Here is a 21,630-nt window from a genome sequence, read left to right on the forward strand (position 1 = left end):
CCGGGGTTTGTGGAATACGTCCGTAACCCCTCGTCGCTCGCCGAACGCTCTCAGCGCGCCAGCACGCGCCGAGAAATGGCCGATATTCTGAGAGCGCCTACGCGCCAGCCAGCGAGTCGAGCCGCCCCAGCGTCTGCTCGACGAGCCACTCGCCAGCGAACGACCACAGCGCTCGCCCCGCGCCGAGCGCGTCACCGACGATCTCCGAGACCGGCGGATCCCAGTAGCCGAGCGCCACGATCAGCAGCAGCGACACCACCACCCCCGTCACGACCGTCGCCGCCGACCCAGCTGCCGCAGCGCCGCCAGCCGCGACCGACTTGTACCGCCGGACCCGCAGCAGCACGACACCCGCGAGGATCGCGACGACGACGCTCTCTCGGAAGTAGTCCGAGAGAATCCCGGCCACGAGGAGCGGCACCTCAGTTGCCATCGTCGTCCTCCGACGTCTGGATTTCGAGGTTTGTCACCGAGTCTGGTGTCGACGCTTCTGCGCGCCACGCAGAGATGGCCTGATACGCCAGATACCCGGCGACGACGACGATCACGATCCCCGCTTCCTCGGCGATCGTCTCGAACACCTCCGGTGCGATCGCCGCGATACCGAGCCCCGCGACGAGCAGCGTCGAACCGATCCACACGCGGATGTCGAACGAGTCGAACTGCTGCAAGACGAGGAACATCGCGACCGGAACCGTCGCGATCGAAATGATAAGCCGCTCCGTGGGCGTGAACGCCCCCGACGTGAGCAACCACACGCCGCCCCCGAGCGTCAGAGCCGCGAGCACAAGCTCGTTCGAGAGCGCGCGGCCGAGCAACCCGCCAGCGCGCTCGCCCACGTCCTCGGCCGAGTTCGCGACCGCGCCCGTGGCAGTCCCGTCGTCGAACAGCCGCGTCTGCCTCGCCACGACGCCGAGCCCGGCGAGTCCGATGAGCCCGACGAGGAACACGTTCGGTCCCGGCAGCAGCCCCGTGAGCCCGCTGAACGGCGACGAGGTCGTGACCATCGGACCGATCGCTCCGACCGGTCCCGTCCCGCCGTCGCTCGTGACGGCCCCGTCGTCCTCGCGGAACTGGATGATCTGAGTCTCGTCGGAGTCGCTCGCCGACAGCGTCAACGGACTCGACGCGATCCCCTCGTCGAGGACGATCTCTCGCGTCTCCGACCACAGGATGTACGGCTGTCCGTCCGCCGCGTCGACGAACGTCACGTCGTAGCTGTCGCCCGTGCTATCACCGGCCGACACCCGGTATACCGGCTCCTCCTCGTTGAGCCGTCCGTCCGGTATGTCCACGTCGATCGCTCCGGTCTCGACATCGAACGCGAGCGGGAGCGTCCGCAGCTGTGCCTCGCCGTTATCCGGCGCGTTCGGTATGCGGATCTCGTTCTCGCCGCCCGCCGTGATCTGCGACGCCTCCTCGTTGCTCCACGACGCGTTCGCGAGGTAGTGGAGTTGCTGACCCTGTTCGGTCTCGCCCACTCGCAGGTAGACATCCGACGACGGGTTGTTCAGCCGGATACGACTGTCGAGGTCGTCGCCCGCGGCCGTCGCGTTCACCACTTCGAGGTCCGCGCCGTCGACCTGCACCTTCGAGCCCGTCGCCGAGATCGTGGTTGTCCACCCGGCTTGCACGTCGCCGAGTTCGACGACCACCGAGCCGTTTTCGAGGCGGTGTGTCGGCGTCGGTCGCGGCGACGGCTCCGAGCCCGTCGAGTCCTCGTAGGTGACCGAAACGTCCCGTACGGAGACGACGCTCGACGACGCCCACGGGACCGTCAGCGTCGCGTTCGACGTGTTCTCGCTCCACGTCTTACTCGTTGTGTACCGTTCGCTGAACGCCTCCGCGGAGTAGTCGATCGTCCGACTCTCCGAGACATCGTGAGCCACGTCGACGCCGACCTGCGGCACCGGTCCGCTCGACACCGACGGCAGCGAGACCGAGAGGTCGTTCGTCCCCTCGTTGATCCACGAGTCGTTCACTGCGAGCGACGTGGTTTCGCCTTCCGCGAGCGTGCCGGTGTAGCCGACAGAGTTGCCGTTATATTCCACGACGGGATCAGTCGTCTCGACAGTCGCATTGTAATCGAGTGACCACGACTCTAAACTATCGCCGTTGTGTGAGACCGTCAGGCTCGTCTCGTCTCCTGTTAGATCAATCGGTTGTGAGCCTGATCCTGTGATGGTCGCCGACCGTCCTGTGTCTGTTTCGATCGTCGTGTCATAGTCATAATCGGTCGTCACTTCGACGGACCTGAAGATCGGATCGTTGCCGCTCGACACAGACGCCGTGAGTGTGTCTCCCGGAGCCGTCGATATTCCCGACCATTCCGCGTTAGCGTAGCCGATCCCGTCAGTCTCAACGGTTTTTGTTCCGACCGAGTTCCCATTTTTAAACAGCTCAATATCTATGTTTGTGTTTGCTGCTCCTTCTCCGGTCACTCTCACAAACGTCGATCCCGATTCCCAATCAGACGGGATGGTATAATCCGCTGGGCCACTTATCGACCACCCCTCCGAGTATGTGACCGTCGACGGAGTTGAGACTGATATTTGTGGCTCTCCGCCCGCCGGTCCTGTCGGCTCTTGGGTGCCGGCCACGTCGATCGCCGTTGATCCTGTCGACGATCCGCTCTCGGAGACGGACCCGGTATTCGCGACGCCCGTCAGATCGATCGATAGGTCGTCGCCGCCGTTCGGCGCGTCGTAGCTGATCGTGTCGCCGTCGACCGCCGGGCTCGCGCTCACCGAGAGCACGCCGTCGAAGGTGACGGTGTTCGTCGAGAAGCCCTCGACGTAGAACGTCGCCTCGTCGCCACGCACCTCAACCGGCGTCGAGTACGTCCCGTCGCTCTCGTGCTCGATCCGCGCGGTCTGCGGCACCTCGCCGATCTCGCTCTCGAACCACGCCGTGTCGATCGCGACCCAGCGCCCCTCGTGCGTCCGGTCGTCCTCAAGCACGAGCGCCGGATCGCCGTCGACGACGCTCGTCTCTACGCGCATCGTCTGTGAGCCCGCACTTGTCCGCACCTCGCTCGGAGCCTGCGGAGCCTGCGTCGTCGCTGCACGGAGCCGGTCGGCGACCACCTGCCGCAGGTCGTCACTGCCGACCGATTCGTACGTCTCGCCCGTGACCGGCTCCTGCGTCGAGTTGTTCGTATCTCCCGCGAACGGCGCGGCCGGGAACGCGACCGCGGCCACGATGAGCACGGTCGCGAGCGCGAGCGGTTTCACCGCGCCCGACGGCACACGCAGCCGACCGAGCGCGCCACGCACCTGCGGCGCGATCTCGTCGATCGACTGTTCGACCGCTGTTTTCGACCGCGTGAGGATCGCGACCAGTGTCGCTTTCAGCCACGCGACCAGCTCTCGATTTTGTTCGTCGTCGTCGGAGTTGCTATCTGTCTCGTCAGTCATCGGCAGGCCCCCCCTGTGCAGTCACTTCCCCACCCGCGCGTGCGTAAGGTTGTGAGAGCGAAATCTTCAGCCAGCGGTGGTCATCCTCCGGAAATTCGTGGATATCGTCCCACGTTATCGGGTTGAAGTTCCCCTCGGTCCAGAAGATGCAGTGCCCGACGTCTCGCATCGAGAGGAGATCGTGTTTCATCGGGATCTGGTTGTAGCCGAGCGGTGGACGATCGTGGTTCTCTTTGCACGGGTTCGACGTCCCGTCCGGCATATCGACACGCCACTGGATCGTCCGTCGGATCTTCGAGTGGAGGTTCTCCTCGTGATGCGCGAGGAAAAACAGCGAGAAGTGGAATTTCCGCGAGTCGGCCATCACCCGGCGGAGGGCGTTCACCTTCTCGTACGACTCGTGTCGATCGGCTCGGACGTTGTCGGGAGCGAAGTCGGCCGTCTCGTCGAAGATGAGAGAGACCCACCCGTACGGTCCGTATTCGAGCTTCGCGATACAGTACGCGAACCACCAGTGGACCAGTGGCGTCGCGTCGTCGCCCTCTGTCGCGTTCCACTTCGGCGTCCACTCGACCGGCTGCGCCATGTAGTCGGACTCCGCCATGATCTCGCCGCAACCGCTGAAGGACGGGTCCGGATACACGACGTTGAACGTTCCCGGCTGCAGCTGCTCGTTGATGTCGCGTGGGTCCTCGTAGTAGATCACCTCGCGAACGACGTCGTCGAGGTCGGCAGCCTCGCCGTCGAGATCTTCCGTGATCACCTTCGGCTTCCATGTCGCGTCGACGTCTGCGTTCTCCGGGAGGAACAGCCGCGTCCACGGTTTTAGCGGCAGCCACTCCGAGCGCGTCGGAGCGCCGCGCCAGACGACCGCCTCGTCGTTCACCTCCATGAGCCGCGTCGCCCAGTAGAGACCCCACGTCGACTTTCCGGAGCCCTTCTCACCGACCGCGAGCCAGTTCGTTCCGCCGACGTGGTCCGTCCCGCGATCCTCGGTCCGCGTCTCGTGGATCAAACAGTTTGGATACGGATCCCAGTTGTAGTCGTTCTCGAACGGGGCGATACCGAACCGTCGCCGGATGTTGTCTGCGTCCGTGTTCTTGTTGTGCCATCCCGGTGGTTTCGGCTCCGGCTCCGGGTACTCCGGGTGCGTCTGTTTCGTGTTCTCGCCCCATTCGACTCCGTCTGGCGGTCGTCCCTGCCGTCCGCCGTCCTGATGTTTTGAACTCATGATTATCCCTGCTGGAACTCTCCGTGGTTCGTGTCAGTCTGCACCTCCGAACGCTCGCTCCCGTTGAGCGACCGAGCCGCGCTGAAAAACGACGGCATGATGATACCGACAGCGAACCGGTACCGAAGCGCGACTGACTCGCTCGACGCCTCGTCGAGAAGCGCCTCAAGCATCACCGGCGACGAGATTATCCGTTCGAGGAGCCGTTCGGGTTTCTCCCCATTCGTCGGCGCTGATAGGCTCCGCACCCAGCGTCCGAGCGCCTCTCGGTCCGCAAAACCGGACCACAGACTGTCGAGTGCCGACGCCTGCGTGTCGTCGAGCACTTTGAACGCTGGTCTGTTTAGCGGGTTCTTCTCGTACCCATCCACCTGCCTGTCGTGCTCCGTGTCCGACTCGATCGTCTCCTGCGCTCGCTCGCGGAACTGGCGATACGCCATATCGCACGTATCGTCAAGTTCCTCCACGAGACGCCGGCGGACGTACTGCGACTCGGGACTGTCCGCGTCGACGAGGTGCTCAAGAACACCCGCCAGCGGGAGCATATACTCCGGTTTCAGAACTGTCTCGACGTGTCCGAGCGTTCGCACTCCGGCCGCCTGATACCACACGAGCGCCTCGCGATACGTGTCGAATCCGTCACTCAACGACCGTATCGGTGGATCTCGCTGATCGTCGCCATCGTACAAGAGTCGGTCTTGGTCGCGGTCGAGAACTTCGAGCGCCCTCCGCGTTGTCCGCCGATCCTCGGTGTGTTCGTTAGTCGTCATCGTCAGCCTCCGCACTCCGTGTATCTGTGTCCCTATTCGACAGCGAGCCATCCGTCTCTAACCCGGAGCCAGCGTTCGAGTCCATCCCGAGGATGTCGAGGTTCATCCCGACCTCGCCCTCGGAGAGCCGCTGCACGAGCGTCTTGTTGCGACGCCGTTCGACCTCGCGGGCTTCCAACGCCGTGCGAGACCGCTCGGACCACGCGACCTCCTCTAACTCGTCGATAGTCTTCGCGTCGGCGTGCTCGCTCTGCATGACCGTGAGCGACGCGTCCGCCGTGATGTCGTGCCGCGGAGCGGGCGTGAAGCTGATCGACCCGTCGACAGCCTCGTAGCTCTCCACTGCGAGGAGCATAGTGCCAACCACAGCGCCCACGACAGGCGTGTTGGCCGCCGCAGCCCCCGCCTGCCATCCGATGAGCGGTAACGCCAGCGTCGTGACTGTGAGGAGCCCGTAGAGCCCTCTCGTCACCGGCGATAGACTCTCGCCCTCCGCTGGCTCGGGAAGCCGGTGCCACACCGGCATCCGCCGCCGTAGCCGCGCCGGTCTGTGCTCAACTGCACGTTCCTCGTCCGGATCGACGTACACCTTCTGTGACGCCGAGCCTCGAACCCGAACTCGAGTCCTAAGGTCCGAGAGGTCAAGCTTTGCTGCGTTCGAGAACAACCGAGCAAAGAACGGGCGGAACCCCTTCTTCGGGAGGAGCCGACCGCTTCCGTCCGGTGCTCGGATCGTCTTCAGCAGTGAGAGATCCTCGTACAGCTCATCATGGTAACCGTCCTCGTCAAGAGTAACGCGGTCCGTCGGCGACGGCGAGGTTTCTCCGCCGTCTGGAACCGCATCCGGGTCCGGCTCTTTGTCCGTCTCACCGCGCCGAAGCGATAACGCGTCGGTCAGTTCCTTCCGCTCGAAGGCGATGTTCTCCGTCGGCTCTCGCATCCGGAGCCCGCCGCCGTAGGCGATCGGCAGCAACGACAGCCCGAACAGGATGTCGACGTGCTCCACCACGACCGCCAGCTCGTAGTAGAGTCCGGCGAGCGCGAGGAGGACGCCGACGCCGGTCAAGATCCCGTACGTCCCGAGCGAGTACCCCGGTCCGCGTCCCGCTCGCTTGAGCGTCCCTCGCGCCGCCGACAGCCCGATCACGATCGACGCCACGCCCGGCAGGATCGCCGTCCGGAACACGTACCACCACGCGTCAGCCTGCGTCTCTATCTCCACCTGCTGAGACGCCGGAGCCGACGCGTGCGTGAACCGCCAGCGAGCGCCGTCGACGACCTCGCCGCCTCGTTCGAGCCACATCGTCGCCTCCACCGACTCGTTGTAGTGCGAGTTCAACGCGATCGGCGCGGTCGCGTACCCCGACTCGACATCGACCGTCACACGCTGCACCTCCTGGTCCGCCGCGTACTCGACCGTCGTCCCGTTCACGGTCTGCGTCGACGGCTCCCAGAACACGATGACCGCCTCGTACTCGCCGGTCGTCTCCTCCCCGAACACCGTCGAGTAGAGTTCTATCTCGTCCGTGTTCAGTGTCTGACCGCGTTCGAGGTGAACACGCTCGTTTTCGAGCGGTCCCGCCGGTGTGTACCGCAGCGCCATCGCGCCGGTCGGCGGGTTCCCGCCCACGTATCGGACCGCGGGCGGCGCGGCCGCCGGCTGGTTCCCGCCCGTCCGCAGCTCCGAGATCTCGAACGGTCCCGGTGCGTCGAACTCGACATCGCCGCCCTCGACCTGTGCCGGCACCCCGGCCGCCATCGCGGGCATCGCCGCCCCGAGCGCGGAGAGCACACACAGGACCGCGAGACTTACCGCGGCGACCGCGGTGCCGCGGCTCATCGGCTCGCCTCCGTCGCTTCCGCTCGGTCGAGCTTACCAGCGATCAGGTAGGCATCCGTGAACGCCAGCAGCGCCAGAGCGACGCTCCCCACCGCGATTGCTGCACCGAGTGGATCGTCAGCGGCCGTAGTCATGGTCGCGAAGGTTGCAGTCCCTATGAGTCCCATCACGACCGCGGAGATCCATCCAGTGCGCGACTCCGAGATTGATTGATACGGAGACACTATTCTCCACCTCCAAACATCGCGTAGCCGACGGCGAACACGCCGAGACCCAGCAAGAGGAACTGCAGCCCCGAGAGGCCGAGGAACCCGCCGGTCCCGAGCGCTCCGAACAGCCCGGTAACGCCCGCGAGCGCGAACCCCGGCTCCGCGAGGATCGCCGTGATCAGCTCGTTCCCGAACTGCAGTCCGATACCGAGGCCGGCCGCTCCTGCCGCCACGCTCGACGAGGCCGCCCGCGACGCCGCACCGCCCGCCGTCGAGGCCGCCGAGCCGGCCGTCGACGCCGCCTCGCGAGTCCGCTCGACCCCGAGCGCGTACACCAGCGCCCCCACTGCGAGGACGCCGAGCCCCACCGTCAGCGCCGACATGATTCACCTCCGTTCGTTCGTGTCCGATTCGACTCGGTTCGTCCGCTCTCTGTGGTTGTCATGATACCTCTTTGTCGATGTTCTGCAGGATCTGCCGGCCGAGGTAGCCGATGAGGATGATCCCGGCGACCACGACGACCCAGTCGGTCGTCGAGTCCGGCGGGAACACCTGCGGGAGCGTCAGCCCCGTCACCGTGACCGAGGTGAACAACTGCGGAGCCGACACGAACAGCCCGTCAGCCACCCCGAGCAGGATCTCCGGCCGCAGCGCCGCGGCGATCCCGCCGAGCCCCGCGGTCACCTGTGCCAGCGGATCCTTCGCGATTTCTTTCAGTGTCATTCAGTCAGCCCTCCAAGCTGCAGCCAGTCGGCGAGGAGATACACGAGTCTCTGCAACAGCCAGACCGCGACGACGACCTCGACGACGATCACCGTGACCACGACGAGCGGCGCGAACGGTCCGAGCGCGCCAGCCGCCTCGAACACGCCCGCGTTGAACCCGCGGATCGTCACGAGGATCGTGGTCCCGAGTGACTCTCCCGCACCGCCGATACCCTCGGCGATCGCCACGGGGACGTCCGCGAGCCCGATCGTCTCTCCCGGCGCGTTGAACTGACCCGGTCGGGTGCCACCAAAGACCAGCAGCACGATGTCGATCAGCTGTGAGACCACGCCGAACACCGCCTCGACGATACCCGACAGCACTGCGCCGAGGATCACCGTCTGCGGATTGTCGATCAGCTGCTCGATGATCGGCGGCGGCGAGAGGTCAGCCCAGCCGGTGATTCCGCCACCGCCATCAGATCCCGACATCAGGTCACCTCCCGGATCTCTCCGATCCCGCGGCTCACGATGACGAACGTCCCGAGCACGATCGCGAGGCCGACGGGGTACGCGAGCACGCCGAACGTGTCGACGTTGAACGACCAGATACCGCGGAGCGCCGCGATCCCGGTCCCGAAGATCACGTCGATGAGGCCGACGCTCTCGGTCTCGACTCGCACCCCGCCGAACCACTCGACGTTCGTCCCGCCGGCGACGAACTCCCGCACGCCGTCGATAAGACCGGCCACCGCACCCGTCACGCCGGAGACGACGGTGTTCACGCCGAGACCGACGGTGAACAGCGCCGTTCCGACGATCGCCTGTGCGAGCCGTCGGACGTCGACGCCCGACGCCGCTGAGAAGTCGACGCCTTCGATCGACGAGACGCCCGTGAGGAACGACGACTCGTCGACATCCACGTCGGTCACGTCGTCGCCGTCAGCCACCGCTACCCACCCCCGCCAGCGCGCGGTTGGATCGCGATGGGTGCCGCATCAGTCTTCGTCCTCGTTCTCCTCGGTCACTCCGAGCGGGAGGCCGGGGATGTCCGGTGCGTCGCCGAGCCCCGGAATCGCGAGCGTGTCGCCGGTCTCCGGCTCCTCGAGGTACTGCGTGATCATCCAGAACGACGCGAGCACGAGCCCGACTCCGACGATGATCGCGAACGGTCCGAACTCCGAAGCCGTCGCCGACGCCGACGCCTCCGCAGTCGTCTCGATGATGCCGAGTGGTGCGAGGATCGCCGAATCGACGAACTGACTCACCGACGCCCTAAGCGCGTCGAGCGGTGCGACCACCAGCCCGAACGCGCTCTGGATCAGGTTCACGCCGCCGGTCGCGAAGCTCACGATCGTCCCGAAGATCGCTCCCTGCAGGAGCGTCCCGAGAGACCCCCCGTTCGAGAGGTACTCGATCGTCCCACCGAGCACGGCGTTCGGAGATGGGTTGTCGCCCGACGGCAGTCCCGACGAGGACATTACGACCCTCCGCCCAAGGCGCGGATCCCGACGATCCCAGTGAGTGCCGAGAGGATCATGCCGGGGATCGAGGTGATGAACCCGATGAAGCCAGAGATCGGGCCACCACTGTTCGAGGCCATGATACCCGCGCCGCCCGCTGCCGAGGCCGCCTCTTCGATCGCCGTGACCTCGTCGTTCGTCAGCGTGACGTCGTAGGCGATCACGTATTCGGTGTCCGTCGACACCGTCGAGTCGAGCGTGATCGTCTCCGAGCCGTCGTAGCTCGACGCCACCGAGGAGTAGTCGATCTCGTCGAACGCCGTGTCTCCCGTTCCCTCCGCGAAGTCGACCGCCTTGTACCGCTCACTCGGGAGCGTCGGCTCGTCGACCAGCGTCGGCGACGCGTAGCTCAGGTCGAACGCGGTCGGCAGTTCGATACGGAACGCCAGCTCACCGAGCTGGTCCCACTGCGGGTAGTCGCTCGACGCACCGAACTCCGCGCTCACGTCCTCGTCGTCTTCGAGGTCGCTCGCGGCGAACTCCGCGTCCGCGGTCACGCCGTAGATCGTCGCATCCGACATGACCTCGTCGAACGTGTCCATTCCCGACACCGAGTACGCTCCGCGCGGCTCGGTGATCGTCACCGTTTCGAGTTCGTCGTCGTCGTCCGTGTCTTCGAGCCGCTCGCCGAACGTCAGCGCTCGCGTCCGCTCCGCGTCGAGCACCGAGACGTCCGCGTCGAGGTCGCCGTGCAGCGAGATCTCCTCGGTGGAGCCGAAGGAGCCGTCGCCGGTCCCCTGCACGGTCATGTCGCCGACCTGCTGCTGCAGCACCTTGCCCTCGCCCGTCGAGTTCGCGAGGACCATGTCCGAGTCTGCGTCAGCGGTCGAGTCGTACAGGGTGACCTCGACGTAGTCGCCGTCACCGTCGGTCAGCCGCAGCGTCGGCGTGCCGCTCGCCGAGTTGATGTCCGCCGCGATCGTGACGTACGACTTCTCGCCGTCTGCCACGCTCACGTTGCTGTACGTCGCCGAGTCGCTCGATGCGGTCCCGGCGTAGTTCAGCGCGTCGACGCCCGGCGCGGTCGTCGAGTCGGAGACGGTCGCGCCCGAGGTCGTCCACTCACTCGCGTCGAGTGCCGACGCCGAGTTGTCCCCGTCCTCGCTGTCGAGGCGCGGGAACTGGTCTCGGTCGTCGAAGTCGATGTCGGTCGCCGTCAGCGTGACCGGGTTGTCGTTCGACTCGTTCAGCGAGGCCGGCAGTTCAGCCGCCTCACCCGAGTCGTCGTAGTATTCGAGCGCGCTGTCGAACTCCGCGTTCGACCACTCGTCGATCGTCACGTCCGTCTCGATGCCGGGGTTCGGCGTCTTCGCGTCGCCACCCCAGCCGATCCCGCCGGCCGCCGCGACCGGCATCGCGACCATCGACGAGAGTACCGTCAGCGCCAGCAGCGCCGCGAGTCCCGCCTTCTTGATGTCGATGTTCATGCGCTACCTCCGTAGCCGCCGCTACTGCGAATTCGTGTCATTGGATTCCGAAAATGCCCGTTTCCGGTGGGCAAACCGTATTTTTGTGCCAATTCTGTGTCGAGCGGGTACCGCTGTCTGAAGGTCTGCAGGTACTCGCGGAAGCGATCGCTGACGACGAGCCCTCTAGGCCCGTCGGTCACGAGTCAGCCCCCGCAAAAACCACGCTCCAGTCCCTCCAGCGCCGCTCCTCCGCGCCGTCATCGTCGTCGGCGGCGCTGCTCACGCGCAGCGCACACCTCCGATCGGGTTTACACCGGTCATGGTGCGACCCGAAATCCGGTCGTTGGGGGCCTAAACGTCCGTATTCTGGTAGATCTGCAAAATATGACCAGACTGTACAGAACCTATAAGTGAGTTACGTGAATAATATAATTCGATGTGTGAGATTAGGAAGGTTAGCGATACCGGGAGCGGTAGTGGGCGAGTGACGGTCCCGAAAGAGACGCTCCGTGAGATGGGACTCGTCGATGACGACGGTAGCATCATCGAGGGTCATCTCGCGTTTGAGGAGACCGACGACGGTTCGGCTCGGGTCGAGCCTGTTCAGTAGGCCGACTCGGTTCCAGTTTTTAGAGCGCTACTTACCGAGGTCAGAGAGATCCTTCTCTCCGGCCTCAACCTTCGCGCGTTCGAGCGTCCACTCATCGTTATCGAACTCGACGCCGTAGAGCTCGTCGGCGCGTTCGAGGATCGTCGCAATGCTCCCTTCCGGGATCTCGAAGAAGCGTGCCGTCGGACGCTTCGCCCGTCCCTTCCGTACCTCCCGGATGAACGCCTGCACCCGCTCGAATCCCTCTCCCGGCACCGGAACGCCCATTTCATTCTTGGTCATCCCGTGCGGTGCCTTTCCGAACTGCACGCCTCGGTCGATTGCCCGCTCGATCCCCTCCTGTCGACGCTCGCGGTTCAGCTTCAGCTCCATCTCCGCGACCATCGACATGAACTTCAGCATCATCTGACCCATCTCGTCGTCGGGGTCGACGTTGAACCCCTGTTGCACGAGGTGAAGTCCGACCCCCTGGTCAGAGCACGTGTCGACGAAGTCGGCAACCTCCGCGGTCGAGCGTCCGAGCCGATCGAGTTTCGCCGCGACCACCTTCTCGGCGTCACCGTCGTCGACGCGATCGCGGAGCTCGACATACTCGTCACGAGTCGGGTCGTCTCCCGAGCCGACATCGGCGTAGATGTTCTCGGCGGGAAGGTCCGGGTAGTGCTCGCGGATCGAATCGAGCTGACCGTCGCGGCTCTGGTCGCTAGTCGAAACGCGGGCGTAGGCGAGAATTTCGGCCATGGGTAGAAACACACGGCCAGTTACTTAAAGAACGGTGTTACAAAAACAGCAGTCTAGAGGTTACTTCTCAAACGCTGTTCTGGATTCCACCCAAACAACTAATGTGTTCATTCAGGTAATCCAGTCATGGTCAGCGTCACGAAGGCAGCGGTAATTGAGTGCTACGACTGTATCGCAAAAACGAATGTTAGCCCAGAGCGAAGCGGTGATTCAGTCAGCTGGTCCTACTGCCCTCACTGTGGTTCGGATAATATCTCTGTGAAAAAGCAGTAGGGACTCTCCCCCGGATTAGCACCTCCTACTCGTCTCGGTACGAGATCTGGTCCGTGAATTTCAAAATCAGGATCCCCACACAGAATTTCAGTAGAGTAGCGTCGACCACGTTGAGATAATATCCGATGGCGAGAAGGGAAGCCCCAAGAACAGTGATATTGCGGTCAGAGATACCTACGGCCATCGGTATCTGACTCGCAGGTTTTCCCCCCGAGTGCTGACTGACGCCGTAGGTTCCGTTGTACTACCTACTTGGTTGGTCAAACGAATAAGTATGTCGGCTGTCCTACTCTATTTCATCCGTCTCTTGCCCACTCGGCATGTTCCACCTCGACAGCCGGCTCCACATCTTCCTGCTCGGAGAGCGCCTCGTCGAGACGTTGCTCCAGCTCGACGTCGCCGATCTCGCCCTCGCGGTACTCGCGGTGGATGACATCGATCACCTGCTGTGCGTCATCGTCCGACTCGCGGAGCGGGGACAGCGCCCTATCCGCGACCGCGTCGAAGAACGAGACCAGCGCACTCGCGAAGGCCTCGAACGGCGTGAGCACCGGCCCAAGACGGGCGCGTGAAGCTGCGACGTTCAGGAGTGCGAAGATCAAGATGAGAGAGAGTACTCCCGGCACGAGAACGCTGAACAGCCCGCTCGGCGTCGCGTACTGAAGGATCAGACGGCCGAAGAAAGCGAACGCCTGGAAGAACGGCTCGAAGAGAATCGAGAATGCCGAGAACACCATGCCGAGGACTGCTCCAGCGACAATCATCTGGACTGGGTTCTCAACGAGAGACGGCGCGTCACTCGACATCCTCGACCTCCAGTTCCAAGTCGTGACCGAGCCGGCGCTCCAGCTCGTCCTCATCGATCTCGTCGTCGACGTAGGCCTGCCGCGCACGCTCGGCAGGGTCGAATCCGAGACGGTCTACGTCGAGCTCGACCGGCTCTCCCTCGTGATCTGCGACCCACGTGAGGCGGTCGCCGACGCGGAGCCGGCGGGGCTCGAACTCGTCTTCATCGAACCGGAGCGCTTCGCCGTCGGCGCTCCATACCGTGACCGTCCCGGCCAGCTCGTCCTCGGTCTCGGACTGTTCATCTCCGGTGAGGGTCACTGGCTGTTCGTGGGTAACCGGCTCAGTAACCGTGTCCAGAATGCCCTTGAAGACGATTAAAACGGCAGCCATCATAATAGGGACCGGAAGTTGCGAGACGGCTTCGAACATCGAACTGCCGCCTGCCGACGCTATTTCCGCTCCCGGAGAGAGGAGCGACCCCAGACCATCAGCGAATGCGACGAGCGGTGCGAGAGCCACCTCGACCGATTGGAAGAAGAGGTCGGCCGCCGGGTGGCCGGTGACCTCAGCGACGAAGATGACCATCGCGAACGTGGCCACCGCCGCAGCGCGGTTGATGGCCGTCTCACTCGGCATCGTCGATAGACCTCCAGTACTCTCTCGGCGGGTAGTAGTCGTTGTACCGCGGCGGCTTGTTCTGTTCCCAATGCTCCCGGCAGAGGTCCTTTTCAGGCCGTTCAAATTGGATGCGTTGAAACTCATTGCCGCAAACCTCACACACCCTGACGAACGCAACTCTCGGGCCTGATAGCAACTCGTCGATCCACGAGACAATTCGCGAGATCGCGCCCGAAGACTGATCAGACGACTTCATTCCCATCCTCCCATTTTGCCGTGTCTGTCAGTTGGTCGTGACACTGTTCACAGACTTTCGCCGCGAACTCGTCTCCGTTGTAAACCCATGTCTGAGCATCCCTCTCGCACTTGAACAGCCAACACTCCCCGTGATCGACCGTGGTGATGTCTGTCCGTACAACCCCTACAGCGGATTCCTCACTCGGCATCGGCTAATCTCCCTGGAGACCGCACGTCTCTCGCACTGGTCCACGGCCGGACACGGGCCGCACCGCCCCCGTAGGCCCACACCGTCGCGCCGAGCAGGTGTTCGCGAGCTATCGAGGCACGGTCGCGATCAGTCATCGGCCTCGACCTCCTGATCGGCGAACGTCTGGAGTGACGGTTCGTCGCCGACGAGCAGCTGCTTCGTGAGCGACTTCGCGAGGTTCACCGGTACGGCGTTCCCGATCTGCTTCGTCGTCTCGGTCTTGTTACCCGCGAACTCGTAGTCCGACGGGAAGCCCATCGCTGCCGCGAGTTCACGCGGCTGGAGCATCCGGAAGCGGATGTCGAGCCCGTACGGGAAAGCCTCCGGTACGACCAGCGCGAAGCGATCTCGAGTCGTCACGGTCGGCACCGGTTCATCGATACTGTTCGAGGAGCCGTTCCCGTAGTACTCGACGAGAAACGGCGTCACGACGTGGCCGTCTTGGTTCCGAGCCGTGACCGTGTGGAGCGGCCTCTCGTCGGGTTCGTACGTCGCGTTCGAGTGAAGCCCGCCGCGGGAGCCGTTCCGCGGGAGGATGAACGTCGTCGGGTTGTAGAGGCCGATCGCGCCGCGTGTCGCGACGGTCGGAACCGTCTCGTCGAGAACGCTCCGCGCGGTCGCTCCGGACTGCTGCCCGAGCAGGTACGGCGTACAGAGCGCGTACTTCCCGCCCTGTGCCGTCACCGTGTCCATCGGCTCGTCTATCGGCTTCGCCGTCGACGTCCCGTAGTACTTCACGAGGAACGGCTCGCAGCGCTCTTCGGCAACTTCGTGCGCCTCGCCGGCGTCTACGACGTCTTCCTGAAGCGCTGCGACATCTTCCTTCCCGAGCTCGGCGACGGCGTCAGCGAACGGTTCGAGGCGGTCGTCGCAGTGCTGCCGGATCCCCTCGGCGATCCGGCGCATCGTGTTGTTCACGAGCGGCCGGTCGCGCTTCCAGAGGCTCTCGCCGGCGTCGGACCAGTCGATGACTTCCGCGGCCGGTCGCCAGTCGGGCAGCTCGTCGTCGGCGTCGCTGTGGGTCGGCTCGGGGAACGACGCGCGCTGGCCTCGGCGGCCGACGACGAACAGCCGCTTCCGCGTCGTCGGGTCGCCGTAGTTCGCGGCGTTCAGCACCTGCCAGCTGACAGAGTAACCGATCGAGTGGAACGCGTTGATCCACGTCTCGAAGATCTCGCCGTTCCGCGTCGGCTGGCCGTCGTCGTCTACCGGACCCCACGACTGGAGCTCGCGAACGTTCTCCAGCAGCACGTTCTCCGGCTGGAGCTTCTCGACCCAGTCGAGGACGTGCCACGGAGACGCGCGCTTCTGTTCGTTCACCGGCTTCCCGCCACGAGCGACAGAGAAGTGGGTACACTCGGGCGACGCGATCAGCACGTCGACGCCGCCTTCCTCGACGACATCGGGCGGGTGAAGTTCCTCGACCTTCGAGACGTGGTGATCGCCGTTCGGGTGGTTTCGCTTGTGCGTCTCGATCGCGGTCTCCCAGTGGTTGACCGCGGTGACTTGGAGGTCGACGCCGAGCTCGTCGCACGCCTGCGACAGCCCTTCGAGCGTCCCGCCCGCGCCGCAGAACAGGTCGACGGCACGAATAGTACCGTCTCCAAATTTATCAGAGGGCATTAGAACCACTCCTTAAGGGTGTTAAAGCAGGAATCGCACAAGTCGATCCACTCGTCTTGTCCGGCGTACCCTTTGGTCGCCGTCACTCCACAGCGGTCGCAGGTAAGATCGGGGTTGTCGTACTCCTTCGGTTGCGCAATCTCTCCGTCGTCTTCCGCGGCCATTAGGCGTCACCTCGGTTAAGCCACGCCTCGGCGTCGACGCCGTAGACGCGGATGTCCATGCCCTCCATTCGCGTCTTCTTGGAGTCCATGTAGTCCTCCATATCTTGGTCCGGGTCGACTTTCTGCAGGTATGGCTCACCCTCCGGCGGCGCCGTCACTTCCCAGTCCCAACTGAAAGTATCGGGACCGGTTCCGGTCTTGAGTCGGACAGCTCCGGAGCCGATCTCGGTGAGTTCGCGCGGCTCGCCGATAACCTCCGTAACGCGGTCGCCTTCGGCGTGGAGTTCGATCCCACCCTCGATCGGCGCGAGGATCTTCAGCCGCTCGTGAAGCGGCGCGTCGGGGTCGTACTCGTCGGGAAGCCATGCGGGTCGATCGATCTCAGCCTCTGATTCTGCATCTGGCTCAGGCATCGGCACCACCCCACTCGTCGAGCGACCTGTTCATCGACAGCCGACGCCGCATCCGCTGGATCTCATCTTCGCACTCAACGCACCACAGCGGCACATCACTCCGACCACTCCCGTCGAGAACGCGGTCTTTCCAGTAATCCATCCAGCTGTGCGCGTCGCCACAGATCTCACAGCAGAGCGTCGGGTTCCGATCGACCGGCTGGCTGCGGTCCGGTCCGAGATCTGCGTAGGAACCGACAGCGACACCGCCGTCACCCATCGTAATCACCCATCTTCTCCACCTGCTCAGCCACCGGCTTGAACTCCCACGAGCCGATCGAACCACCGTACAGGTCGCCGTACGAGTCAGCAACTGCCGTCGCTGTCGCCCGGTCTGTCCTCGACGTTTCACCCGGACGCTCGCGCTCCGCTTCACGCCGCTGATCCTGCAGCAACTGCATCAACAGCGCGTTCTGTAGCTCCATCGCATCCGCGATCCGCTCTAGGTTCTCGTTGCTCATGGCTGACCTCCGTTAGACTTCGATCGGCTCTCCATCCGACTCCTGTTTCGCGCACTCCAGACACCGCTCGCCGGCGAATCCGGGCGATGTCGCGAGCGGTTCCGCCGGCTCGCCGCACCCGTCGCAGACATCGTCGTCCGAGACGCCAGCTGCACGCCGCCGGCGCTCGCGCTTCTCGTCTTCGGCCCACGCCCGAACCTGCTCCTGCGTGATCGACGCGTGCCGAGCGTGCTCGACCGGCTCGATGTTCTCCGGGCGGTTGTCCCACTTGACGCCGTTGCAGTGGTGAACGTCCTTCTCCGCGAGATCGTCGAGGACCGACTCGATCGGCTCGTCGAGCGAGTAGCACTCGACGACTGCGAGCAGCCGGTGATGCGCGACGTAGACGTCCTCCCGTCCGGCTGTCGGTGTGTGCGGTCGGTGCTCTGTCGACCGCCAGCGCTCGTAGCCGGCTCCGCTCCCGTCACCGGCCTTCGCGTGCTCGAACCGAGCGTACGGCTGAACGCGGTTCTCGCCGAGGTGATAGTGTTGCACACGATCATCACCTCATTTATTCTCGACCCGCGGGGCGAGCATCATCTGCACGTTGCCGAAGCCGTCTGCGAACTCGTAGGTCAGGAACACCGGCATCTCGTCGTCGAGTTTACCGGCCAGTTCCGTTCCACTGCTCAGCGGCTTGAGCATCCCCTTGTACTTGCTCCCGCCCTTCGATCCACCAATCAGATATGCGACCGAGAAGAGAGACTCGACCCTCTCGGAGAAGTTCGCATCGAGCAGATCGTCGGATTCGATCACTGTCCGGATTTCGTCGATGTCACCTTCTCCGCTGACTGCGAGCGCTTCGGCGTCGACATCGGCTTCAAACCTGACGTGATCGGTCACCAGGTCGGCGTTCTCGACCGCGTCGCGGAACACCTTCGCGTCGACTTCGAACTCCGCTCTGTGGTCGATCTCCGGAATCTCCGGCTCCTGCCGGATCGCGTCCGGGTCGATCCCCGCCATTTCGACTTCGACGTTCGTGTGCTCTATCTCGATCGACCGTTTCTCAGGACTGTATGAGAGCTTCACCTGGTCGCTGCCGCTCGCTCCGTCGACGTAGTCGTCGAGTTTCTGGATGTTGATACCGATCGGGAACATCCCGTCGCCGACTGACTCGAACGCTCCCTCCTCCACTTCGAGGTCGACCATCGCGACGTTCGCCGGGTCGACAGCCGCGACCGACAGCCCGTCGTGGCCGATCCGGAATATCGCCTCGTCGACGACAGTCAGCAGCTGGTCGATCACCTGCTGGAGCACTTCGGCACGAATGATGACCGTCATGTTGTCGACCGGTTCGGCCTCGGTCTCCGGCGTCTGGTCGTCGTCTGCGGTGCTCTCCACGTCCGCGTCAGCGGCTGCCATCACGCACCACCTCCGACATCGTCGTCAGTCGCGTCCTCGGCGTCGGTACTCCCGTCGATCTCGGTGGTGTTGGCACTCATAGTCGTAGCTCCCGCAAACCGCTCAGTCGTCCGCTCGATGCTCTCCGGCACGCCGCTCAGCGTCTGCTCTAACTCGTCTGCGGAGATCCCCGCCGGCGCTTCCACGACGATCGAGACGTCGCCCCGCTCGGCCGTTCCGAGCACTCGGTCCCCGGAGATCTCGACGTCGAGGACCGTCGGCTGCGTCGACGCCGACCCCGGCTGTGGCTCGCGCGGTGCTGTGCCGCCGTCCGTCGCGACCTCGTCGGTGTCGCCGTTCTCGGCGTTCTCGTCGACGTCGTCGCGTCCGCGTCGAACGCCGATGGCGTACGCCACGGCTGCGACGCCGATTCCACCCAGCACTGCGCCGCCTTGCGCCGTGACCATCGCGGCTCCAGCGCCGACTCCGAGCCCCGTTCCTATCCCCGCGAGCCAGTCATTCGAGATCTTCATGCTTCCCTCCAGTAGTCGACCACGTGGCTCGCGTTCTCCGCGTCGTGCTCCCACGGATCCGAGTCTCCGACCTCCAGCAGCAGCGTCGCCGTCGACTCGCACGTGCAGCAGTAGCACGAGACGACCCGCCGCTCGTCGGTGTCGACCTCGTAGGGCTCCGGATCGGACGGACCGCTCATGTCCACGTTCTCGGCCGCACCGACGACCGAGATCTCGGGTGACATCAGCTGTCACCTCCGTTTGATTCCACGTCGTACTCTTGGCCTTCTTCCGGGAGCGCTACGTGGAGCACGTGCTCCTCGTCGCCGTCGTCAGTCAGTGATCCGCGCGCCTCAACGCCGTGCGGCACCGGTTCCATCTCGACAGGCGAACCGGCGAGGTAGACCGACCACTCCGTGAGATCCGTCGTATTCCGAATCGAAACCCGCCATCCGAGCGGGATCGCTCTCGACGACTCCGTGACCGCGTCATCACCCCAGACGACGCACTCCGGACACGTGAACAGGAACGTGTGCTCTCCGAACTGAACGTCGAGCTGCGAGTCGCAGTCTCCGCACGTCGCGTCGACGCGGTATCCGCGGACGTAGGCTGTCCCGCCGGCCACCCACGCGTAGTAGTCCTCCTCGAACGGACATTCGTGTGGCCCGCTCCGAACATCGTCAGTGGCGCTCATTCGCCCACCTCCGCGTTCGCAAGCTCTTCAAGGCGCTCGCGTGCTTCCCCGCCGTCGGTTGCTGCTTCCGACTCCGTCGAGGACGTCGACGCCGGCGTCTCGTCGACGAACGACGCATCTCCCCCTTCCGCCGAACCCACGATGAGCCACACGTGTTTCACGCCTTGGTGCAGCCGGACCATGTCACCGCCCTTCAGCGGCTTCACCACCAGCCGCCGAATCGCATCCGTATTGATGTTCATCTTGTTCGCCAGCATCGACTCGGCCGTCTCCAGCTCCATCCACCCGCCGACGCCCGTCCACTCCACGAGCAGACGGTGACCTTCGCGGGCCTTCACCGAGATCTCACTCTCGTCTCCGGTCTCGCTCCCTCCATCGCCTAGGAAAGCCGCACGCAGTCCGTTCCGAATCGCGTCCGACTTCGATCCTTCCGACTCGGCTGCATCTTCGATCGCCCCCGCCAGCTCTGGATCGTCGACGCGGAACGACACCAGCCCCGTTCCGTCTTCGCTCATGCTGCCACCCCCTCGCCTGCGAGCACGCCCAGTCGGCCGCATAATGCGCCCCAGCGCGCGCGCCGCCCTCTGTTCGCGCTCACACACGCACCTGCGCCACGTGGACACCGATTTCTGTACCCCCCCGTACCTGTATTAACGAAACCGATTCGAGAGGTAGAGGCTTCAAAGGCCTCTAATTCTGCGTTATATGCTGTAATACAGGTGTACAGTTCTGTATTACTCCAGTTGTTCCACACGAAACAGTCGAAACGGGGGTTCATCGTTCACCCCCGTCCGTGACGACCATGTGGTCGGTCACGGGGAGTTCGACCTGCGCCTCCGCGCCGGAGAAGTCGAACCACCACGGCGGCGAGAGGTACGTCCGACCGGTGTCGAGATTTGTGACGCCGAGCTGGTCGCGAGACCAGCGCCACCACAGCAGCGCGACGTGAGCGCACCAGCCGCGGTAGCTCCAGCCGTCGCACTCGCATTCGGCGACGAGATTGCCGCCGTAGAGCGCGAAGAGAACGCGATGGTGCGTGATCTCGTCGCGGCCATCGACGTATCCGAGAAGCACGTCGAACTCGGCCGGGTTCGCCGGCGAGACATCCGACTTCGCCGCCTGTGCGCGGTGCCAGCTCGTCGACGTTGTCCATCCGCTCGGGAATCGCAGCTGTTCGGGCTCGCCGAGTTGGTTCGCGATCTGCTCGCGCTGCTCCTCGACGGAGGTCTCGACGCTCATAGCTCACCCCCGTAGCTGCAGTTGGGGCACGCGTCGTACGGGATCGCACTGCCGGGCTTCGACGTCCGCTTAAGCTTCGCTCCGCACTCCGGACAGTACCTCATGGCCGGCACACCCCCTCATCGCGAGCCGGACAGATCTGTTCCGGTTCGTCGATGAAGAACCCGCAGAATTCGCAGATGGAGCGGGTTTCGCCAGTCGTCTCCGCGGGGGCACTCATAAAGACCCCCTCCCGACGGTATAAGTGTCTCTCGCCGTCGTGCGGTTTCCGCTTATAAGTGAGTGGGTTGGGGCGGATTTGAACCGCCGGCCTCCTCCATGTCAAGGAGGTGTCATAACCGGACTAGACTACCAACCCGCGGGGCGTTCAATCGCATCTCGTGGTATCCGGGGGATATAATTGAACCTTTCGTTTCGGCCGCCCGCGGTGGGGCGCGGTCAGTCGATCCGAGCGCCGCCGCCTGCCCACACGTCTCCCCCGGTGA

The 21,630-nt window shown here is 64.3% G+C and carries 30 protein-coding genes and 1 tRNA gene; 1 reads left to right on the forward strand and 30 read right to left on the reverse strand.

The features are described from left to right. Window positions 1-97: 97 nt before the first annotated feature. The 12 genes from NO930_RS09245 to NO930_RS09300 form a co-directional block, all read right to left on the reverse strand. Window positions 98-433 carry a hypothetical protein gene (locus tag NO930_RS09245; RefSeq protein ID WP_256403244.1) on the reverse strand — a complete coding sequence of 112 codons (336 nt, stop codon included), beginning with the start codon at window positions 431-433 and terminating at the stop codon, window positions 98-100. Further along, the gene (locus NO930_RS09250) at window positions 423-3,416 is read right to left on the reverse strand and encodes a serine-rich family protein (protein ID WP_256403245.1); all 2,994 of its coding nucleotides are present in this window, start codon (window positions 3,414-3,416) and stop codon (window positions 423-425) included. The genes NO930_RS09245 and NO930_RS09250 overlap by 11 nt, the downstream gene beginning before the upstream one ends. Then, window positions 3,409-4,647 carry a hypothetical protein gene (locus NO930_RS09255; RefSeq protein ID WP_256403246.1) on the reverse strand — a complete coding sequence of 413 codons (1,239 nt, stop codon included), beginning with the start codon at window positions 4,645-4,647 and terminating at the stop codon, window positions 3,409-3,411. The genes NO930_RS09250 and NO930_RS09255 overlap by 8 nt, the downstream gene beginning before the upstream one ends. A gap of 2 nt (window positions 4,648-4,649) precedes the next feature. Next, entirely contained in the window at window positions 4,650-5,237 is a 588-nt protein-coding gene (locus NO930_RS09260; RefSeq protein ID WP_256403247.1) for a hypothetical protein, read from the reverse strand. Between the two features lie 169 nt (window positions 5,238-5,406). Then, window positions 5,407-7,257, reverse strand: a complete 1,851-nt coding sequence (locus tag NO930_RS09265; RefSeq protein ID WP_256403248.1) for a hypothetical protein — start codon at window positions 7,255-7,257, stop codon at window positions 5,407-5,409. After that, window positions 7,254-7,391 (reverse strand): hypothetical protein, encoded by a 138-nt coding sequence (locus NO930_RS09270; protein WP_256403249.1) that lies wholly within the window; start codon window positions 7,389-7,391, stop codon window positions 7,254-7,256. Before NO930_RS09270 ends, NO930_RS09265 begins: the two co-directional genes overlap by 4 nt. A gap of 89 nt (window positions 7,392-7,480) precedes the next feature. Continuing rightward, entirely contained in the window at window positions 7,481-7,849 is a 369-nt protein-coding gene (locus NO930_RS09275) for a hypothetical protein (RefSeq protein ID WP_256403250.1), read from the reverse strand. A gap of 58 nt (window positions 7,850-7,907) precedes the next feature. Next, complete coding sequence (locus tag NO930_RS09280) at window positions 7,908-8,189, reverse strand: hypothetical protein (RefSeq protein WP_256403251.1); 282 nt, start codon at window positions 8,187-8,189, stop codon at window positions 7,908-7,910. After that, the gene (locus tag NO930_RS09285) at window positions 8,186-8,662 is read right to left on the reverse strand and encodes a hypothetical protein (protein ID WP_256403252.1); all 477 of its coding nucleotides are present in this window, start codon (window positions 8,660-8,662) and stop codon (window positions 8,186-8,188) included. The genes NO930_RS09280 and NO930_RS09285 overlap by 4 nt, the downstream gene beginning before the upstream one ends. Then, a complete protein-coding gene (locus NO930_RS09290) occupies window positions 8,662-9,120 on the reverse strand; it encodes a hypothetical protein (RefSeq protein WP_256403253.1) in 459 nt (152 codons plus the stop codon). The genes NO930_RS09285 and NO930_RS09290 overlap by 1 nt, the downstream gene beginning before the upstream one ends. A gap of 48 nt (window positions 9,121-9,168) precedes the next feature. Then, entirely contained in the window at window positions 9,169-9,651 is a 483-nt protein-coding gene (locus tag NO930_RS09295) for a hypothetical protein (protein WP_256403254.1), read from the reverse strand. Further along, on the reverse strand, window positions 9,651-11,120 hold the full coding sequence (locus NO930_RS09300; RefSeq protein WP_256403255.1) for a hypothetical protein: 1,470 nt from the start codon (window positions 11,118-11,120) through the stop codon (window positions 9,651-9,653). Before NO930_RS09300 ends, NO930_RS09295 begins: the two co-directional genes overlap by 1 nt. Before the next feature lie 418 nt (window positions 11,121-11,538). On the opposite strand from NO930_RS09300, the gene NO930_RS09305 reads away from it, so the two are divergent. Beyond that, window positions 11,539-11,712, forward strand: coding sequence for an AbrB/MazE/SpoVT family DNA-binding domain-containing protein (locus tag NO930_RS09305; protein ID WP_256403256.1), 174 nt, complete (start codon window positions 11,539-11,541; stop codon window positions 11,710-11,712). A gap of 27 nt (window positions 11,713-11,739) precedes the next feature. Here the strand turns inward: NO930_RS09305 and NO930_RS09310 are convergent, their stop codons facing one another. The 18 genes from NO930_RS09310 to NO930_RS09395 form a co-directional block, all read right to left on the reverse strand. Further along, complete coding sequence (locus tag NO930_RS09310) at window positions 11,740-12,453, reverse strand: recombinase family protein (protein ID WP_256403257.1); 714 nt, start codon at window positions 12,451-12,453, stop codon at window positions 11,740-11,742. A gap of 569 nt (window positions 12,454-13,022) precedes the next feature. After that, window positions 13,023-13,532 carry a hypothetical protein gene (locus NO930_RS09315; RefSeq protein ID WP_256403258.1) on the reverse strand — a complete coding sequence of 170 codons (510 nt, stop codon included), beginning with the start codon at window positions 13,530-13,532 and terminating at the stop codon, window positions 13,023-13,025. After that, window positions 13,522-14,100 (reverse strand): hypothetical protein, encoded by a 579-nt coding sequence (locus NO930_RS09320; protein WP_256403259.1) that lies wholly within the window; start codon window positions 14,098-14,100, stop codon window positions 13,522-13,524. The genes NO930_RS09315 and NO930_RS09320 overlap by 11 nt, the downstream gene beginning before the upstream one ends. 40 nt (window positions 14,101-14,140) lie before the next feature. Continuing rightward, window positions 14,141-14,389: a hypothetical protein gene (locus tag NO930_RS09325; protein WP_256403260.1), complete on the reverse strand. Its 249-nt coding sequence runs from the start codon at window positions 14,387-14,389 to the stop codon at window positions 14,141-14,143. Beyond that, on the reverse strand, window positions 14,376-14,579 hold the full coding sequence (locus tag NO930_RS09330; RefSeq protein WP_256403261.1) for a hypothetical protein: 204 nt from the start codon (window positions 14,577-14,579) through the stop codon (window positions 14,376-14,378). Before NO930_RS09330 ends, NO930_RS09325 begins: the two co-directional genes overlap by 14 nt. Window positions 14,580-14,707: 128 nt before the next feature. Further along, on the reverse strand, window positions 14,708-16,243 hold the full coding sequence (locus NO930_RS09335; RefSeq protein WP_256403262.1) for a DNA cytosine methyltransferase: 1,536 nt from the start codon (window positions 16,241-16,243) through the stop codon (window positions 14,708-14,710). After that, window positions 16,243-16,407 carry a hypothetical protein gene (locus NO930_RS09340; protein ID WP_256403263.1) on the reverse strand — a complete coding sequence of 55 codons (165 nt, stop codon included), beginning with the start codon at window positions 16,405-16,407 and terminating at the stop codon, window positions 16,243-16,245. The genes NO930_RS09335 and NO930_RS09340 overlap by 1 nt, the downstream gene beginning before the upstream one ends. Then, window positions 16,407-16,820 (reverse strand): hypothetical protein, encoded by a 414-nt coding sequence (locus NO930_RS09345; protein WP_256403264.1) that lies wholly within the window; start codon window positions 16,818-16,820, stop codon window positions 16,407-16,409. Before NO930_RS09345 ends, NO930_RS09340 begins: the two co-directional genes overlap by 1 nt. Beyond that, window positions 16,813-17,079, reverse strand: coding sequence for a hypothetical protein (locus NO930_RS09350; RefSeq protein WP_256403265.1), 267 nt, complete (start codon window positions 17,077-17,079; stop codon window positions 16,813-16,815). The genes NO930_RS09345 and NO930_RS09350 overlap by 8 nt, the downstream gene beginning before the upstream one ends. Then, on the reverse strand, window positions 17,072-17,320 hold the full coding sequence (locus NO930_RS09355) for a hypothetical protein (protein ID WP_256403266.1): 249 nt from the start codon (window positions 17,318-17,320) through the stop codon (window positions 17,072-17,074). Before NO930_RS09355 ends, NO930_RS09350 begins: the two co-directional genes overlap by 8 nt. Window positions 17,321-17,332: 12 nt before the next feature. Further along, entirely contained in the window at window positions 17,333-17,854 is a 522-nt protein-coding gene (locus tag NO930_RS09360) for an HNH endonuclease (RefSeq protein ID WP_256403267.1), read from the reverse strand. 12 nt (window positions 17,855-17,866) lie between these two features. Continuing rightward, window positions 17,867-18,721, reverse strand: a complete 855-nt coding sequence (locus NO930_RS09365; protein WP_256403268.1) for a beta clamp domain-containing protein — start codon at window positions 18,719-18,721, stop codon at window positions 17,867-17,869. Further along, window positions 18,721-19,233, reverse strand: a complete 513-nt coding sequence (locus tag NO930_RS09370; RefSeq protein WP_256403269.1) for a hypothetical protein — start codon at window positions 19,231-19,233, stop codon at window positions 18,721-18,723. The genes NO930_RS09365 and NO930_RS09370 overlap by 1 nt, the downstream gene beginning before the upstream one ends. Continuing rightward, window positions 19,230-19,457 (reverse strand): hypothetical protein, encoded by a 228-nt coding sequence (locus tag NO930_RS09375; protein WP_256403270.1) that lies wholly within the window; start codon window positions 19,455-19,457, stop codon window positions 19,230-19,232. The genes NO930_RS09370 and NO930_RS09375 overlap by 4 nt, the downstream gene beginning before the upstream one ends. Further along, window positions 19,457-19,906 carry a hypothetical protein gene (locus tag NO930_RS09380; protein WP_256403271.1) on the reverse strand — a complete coding sequence of 150 codons (450 nt, stop codon included), beginning with the start codon at window positions 19,904-19,906 and terminating at the stop codon, window positions 19,457-19,459. The genes NO930_RS09375 and NO930_RS09380 overlap by 1 nt, the downstream gene beginning before the upstream one ends. Continuing rightward, the gene (locus NO930_RS09385) at window positions 19,903-20,421 is read right to left on the reverse strand and encodes a hypothetical protein (RefSeq protein ID WP_256403272.1); all 519 of its coding nucleotides are present in this window, start codon (window positions 20,419-20,421) and stop codon (window positions 19,903-19,905) included. The genes NO930_RS09380 and NO930_RS09385 overlap by 4 nt, the downstream gene beginning before the upstream one ends. A 259-nt stretch (window positions 20,422-20,680) precedes the next feature. Continuing rightward, window positions 20,681-21,145: a hypothetical protein gene (locus NO930_RS09390; protein ID WP_256403273.1), complete on the reverse strand. Its 465-nt coding sequence runs from the start codon at window positions 21,143-21,145 to the stop codon at window positions 20,681-20,683. Between the two features lie 283 nt (window positions 21,146-21,428). Continuing rightward, window positions 21,429-21,503: transfer RNA gene (locus NO930_RS09395), tRNA-Val, on the reverse strand. Between the last annotated feature and the right edge of the window lie 127 nt (window positions 21,504-21,630).

It is taken from the genome of Halorubrum salinum, assembly GCF_024494575.1.
Lineage (GTDB): Archaea > Halobacteriota > Halobacteria > Halobacteriales > Haloferacaceae > Halorubrum > Halorubrum salinum.

Bases quoted from the DNA above. Each gene is read 5' to 3' on its own strand.
- NO930_RS09330 (WP_256403261.1), bottom strand. From the start codon at position 14,579: ATGCCGAGTGAGGAATCCGCTGTAGGGGTTGTACGGACAGACATCACC.
- NO930_RS09250 (WP_256403245.1), bottom strand. From the start codon at position 3,416: ATGACTGACGAGACAGATAGCAACTCCGACGACGACGAACAAAATCGA.
- NO930_RS09325 (WP_256403260.1), bottom strand. From the start codon at position 14,389: ATGAAGTCGTCTGATCAGTCTTCGGGCGCGATCTCGCGAATTGTCTCG.
- NO930_RS09280 (WP_256403251.1), bottom strand. From the start codon at position 8,189: ATGACACTGAAAGAAATCGCGAAGGATCCGCTGGCACAGGTGACCGCG.
- NO930_RS09385 (WP_256403272.1), bottom strand. From the start codon at position 20,421: ATGAGCGAAGACGGAACGGGGCTGGTGTCGTTCCGCGTCGACGATCCA.
- NO930_RS09265 (WP_256403248.1), bottom strand. From the start codon at position 7,257: ATGAGCCGCGGCACCGCGGTCGCCGCGGTAAGTCTCGCGGTCCTGTGT.
- NO930_RS09320 (WP_256403259.1), bottom strand. From the start codon at position 14,100: ATGGTCATCTTCGTCGCTGAGGTCACCGGCCACCCGGCGGCCGACCTC.
- NO930_RS09370 (WP_256403269.1), bottom strand. From the start codon at position 19,233: ATGAAGATCTCGAATGACTGGCTCGCGGGGATAGGAACGGGGCTCGGA.
- NO930_RS09335 (WP_256403262.1), bottom strand. From the start codon at position 16,243: ATGCCCTCTGATAAATTTGGAGACGGTACTATTCGTGCCGTCGACCTG.
- NO930_RS09390 (WP_256403273.1), bottom strand. From the start codon at position 21,145: ATGAGCGTCGAGACCTCCGTCGAGGAGCAGCGCGAGCAGATCGCGAAC.
- NO930_RS09285 (WP_256403252.1), bottom strand. From the start codon at position 8,662: ATGTCGGGATCTGATGGCGGTGGCGGAATCACCGGCTGGGCTGACCTC.
- NO930_RS09350 (WP_256403265.1), bottom strand. From the start codon at position 17,079: ATGGGTGACGGCGGTGTCGCTGTCGGTTCCTACGCAGATCTCGGACCG.
- NO930_RS09295 (WP_256403254.1), bottom strand. From the start codon at position 9,651: ATGTCCTCGTCGGGACTGCCGTCGGGCGACAACCCATCTCCGAACGCC.
- NO930_RS09315 (WP_256403258.1), bottom strand. From the start codon at position 13,532: ATGTCGAGTGACGCGCCGTCTCTCGTTGAGAACCCAGTCCAGATGATT.
- NO930_RS09300 (WP_256403255.1), bottom strand. From the start codon at position 11,120: ATGAACATCGACATCAAGAAGGCGGGACTCGCGGCGCTGCTGGCGCTG.
- NO930_RS09305 (WP_256403256.1), top strand. From the start codon at position 11,539: ATGTGTGAGATTAGGAAGGTTAGCGATACCGGGAGCGGTAGTGGGCGA.
- NO930_RS09345 (WP_256403264.1), bottom strand. From the start codon at position 16,820: ATGCCTGAGCCAGATGCAGAATCAGAGGCTGAGATCGATCGACCCGCA.
- NO930_RS09270 (WP_256403249.1), bottom strand. From the start codon at position 7,391: ATGACTACGGCCGCTGACGATCCACTCGGTGCAGCAATCGCGGTGGGG.
- NO930_RS09275 (WP_256403250.1), bottom strand. From the start codon at position 7,849: ATGTCGGCGCTGACGGTGGGGCTCGGCGTCCTCGCAGTGGGGGCGCTG.
- NO930_RS09365 (WP_256403268.1), bottom strand. From the start codon at position 18,721: ATGGCAGCCGCTGACGCGGACGTGGAGAGCACCGCAGACGACGACCAG.
- NO930_RS09380 (WP_256403271.1), bottom strand. From the start codon at position 19,906: ATGAGCGCCACTGACGATGTTCGGAGCGGGCCACACGAATGTCCGTTC.
- NO930_RS09310 (WP_256403257.1), bottom strand. From the start codon at position 12,453: ATGGCCGAAATTCTCGCCTACGCCCGCGTTTCGACTAGCGACCAGAGC.
- NO930_RS09355 (WP_256403266.1), bottom strand. From the start codon at position 17,320: ATGAGCAACGAGAACCTAGAGCGGATCGCGGATGCGATGGAGCTACAG.
- NO930_RS09245 (WP_256403244.1), bottom strand. From the start codon at position 433: ATGGCAACTGAGGTGCCGCTCCTCGTGGCCGGGATTCTCTCGGACTAC.
- NO930_RS09255 (WP_256403246.1), bottom strand. From the start codon at position 4,647: ATGAGTTCAAAACATCAGGACGGCGGACGGCAGGGACGACCGCCAGAC.
- NO930_RS09375 (WP_256403270.1), bottom strand. From the start codon at position 19,457: ATGTCACCCGAGATCTCGGTCGTCGGTGCGGCCGAGAACGTGGACATG.
- NO930_RS09340 (WP_256403263.1), bottom strand. From the start codon at position 16,407: ATGGCCGCGGAAGACGACGGAGAGATTGCGCAACCGAAGGAGTACGAC.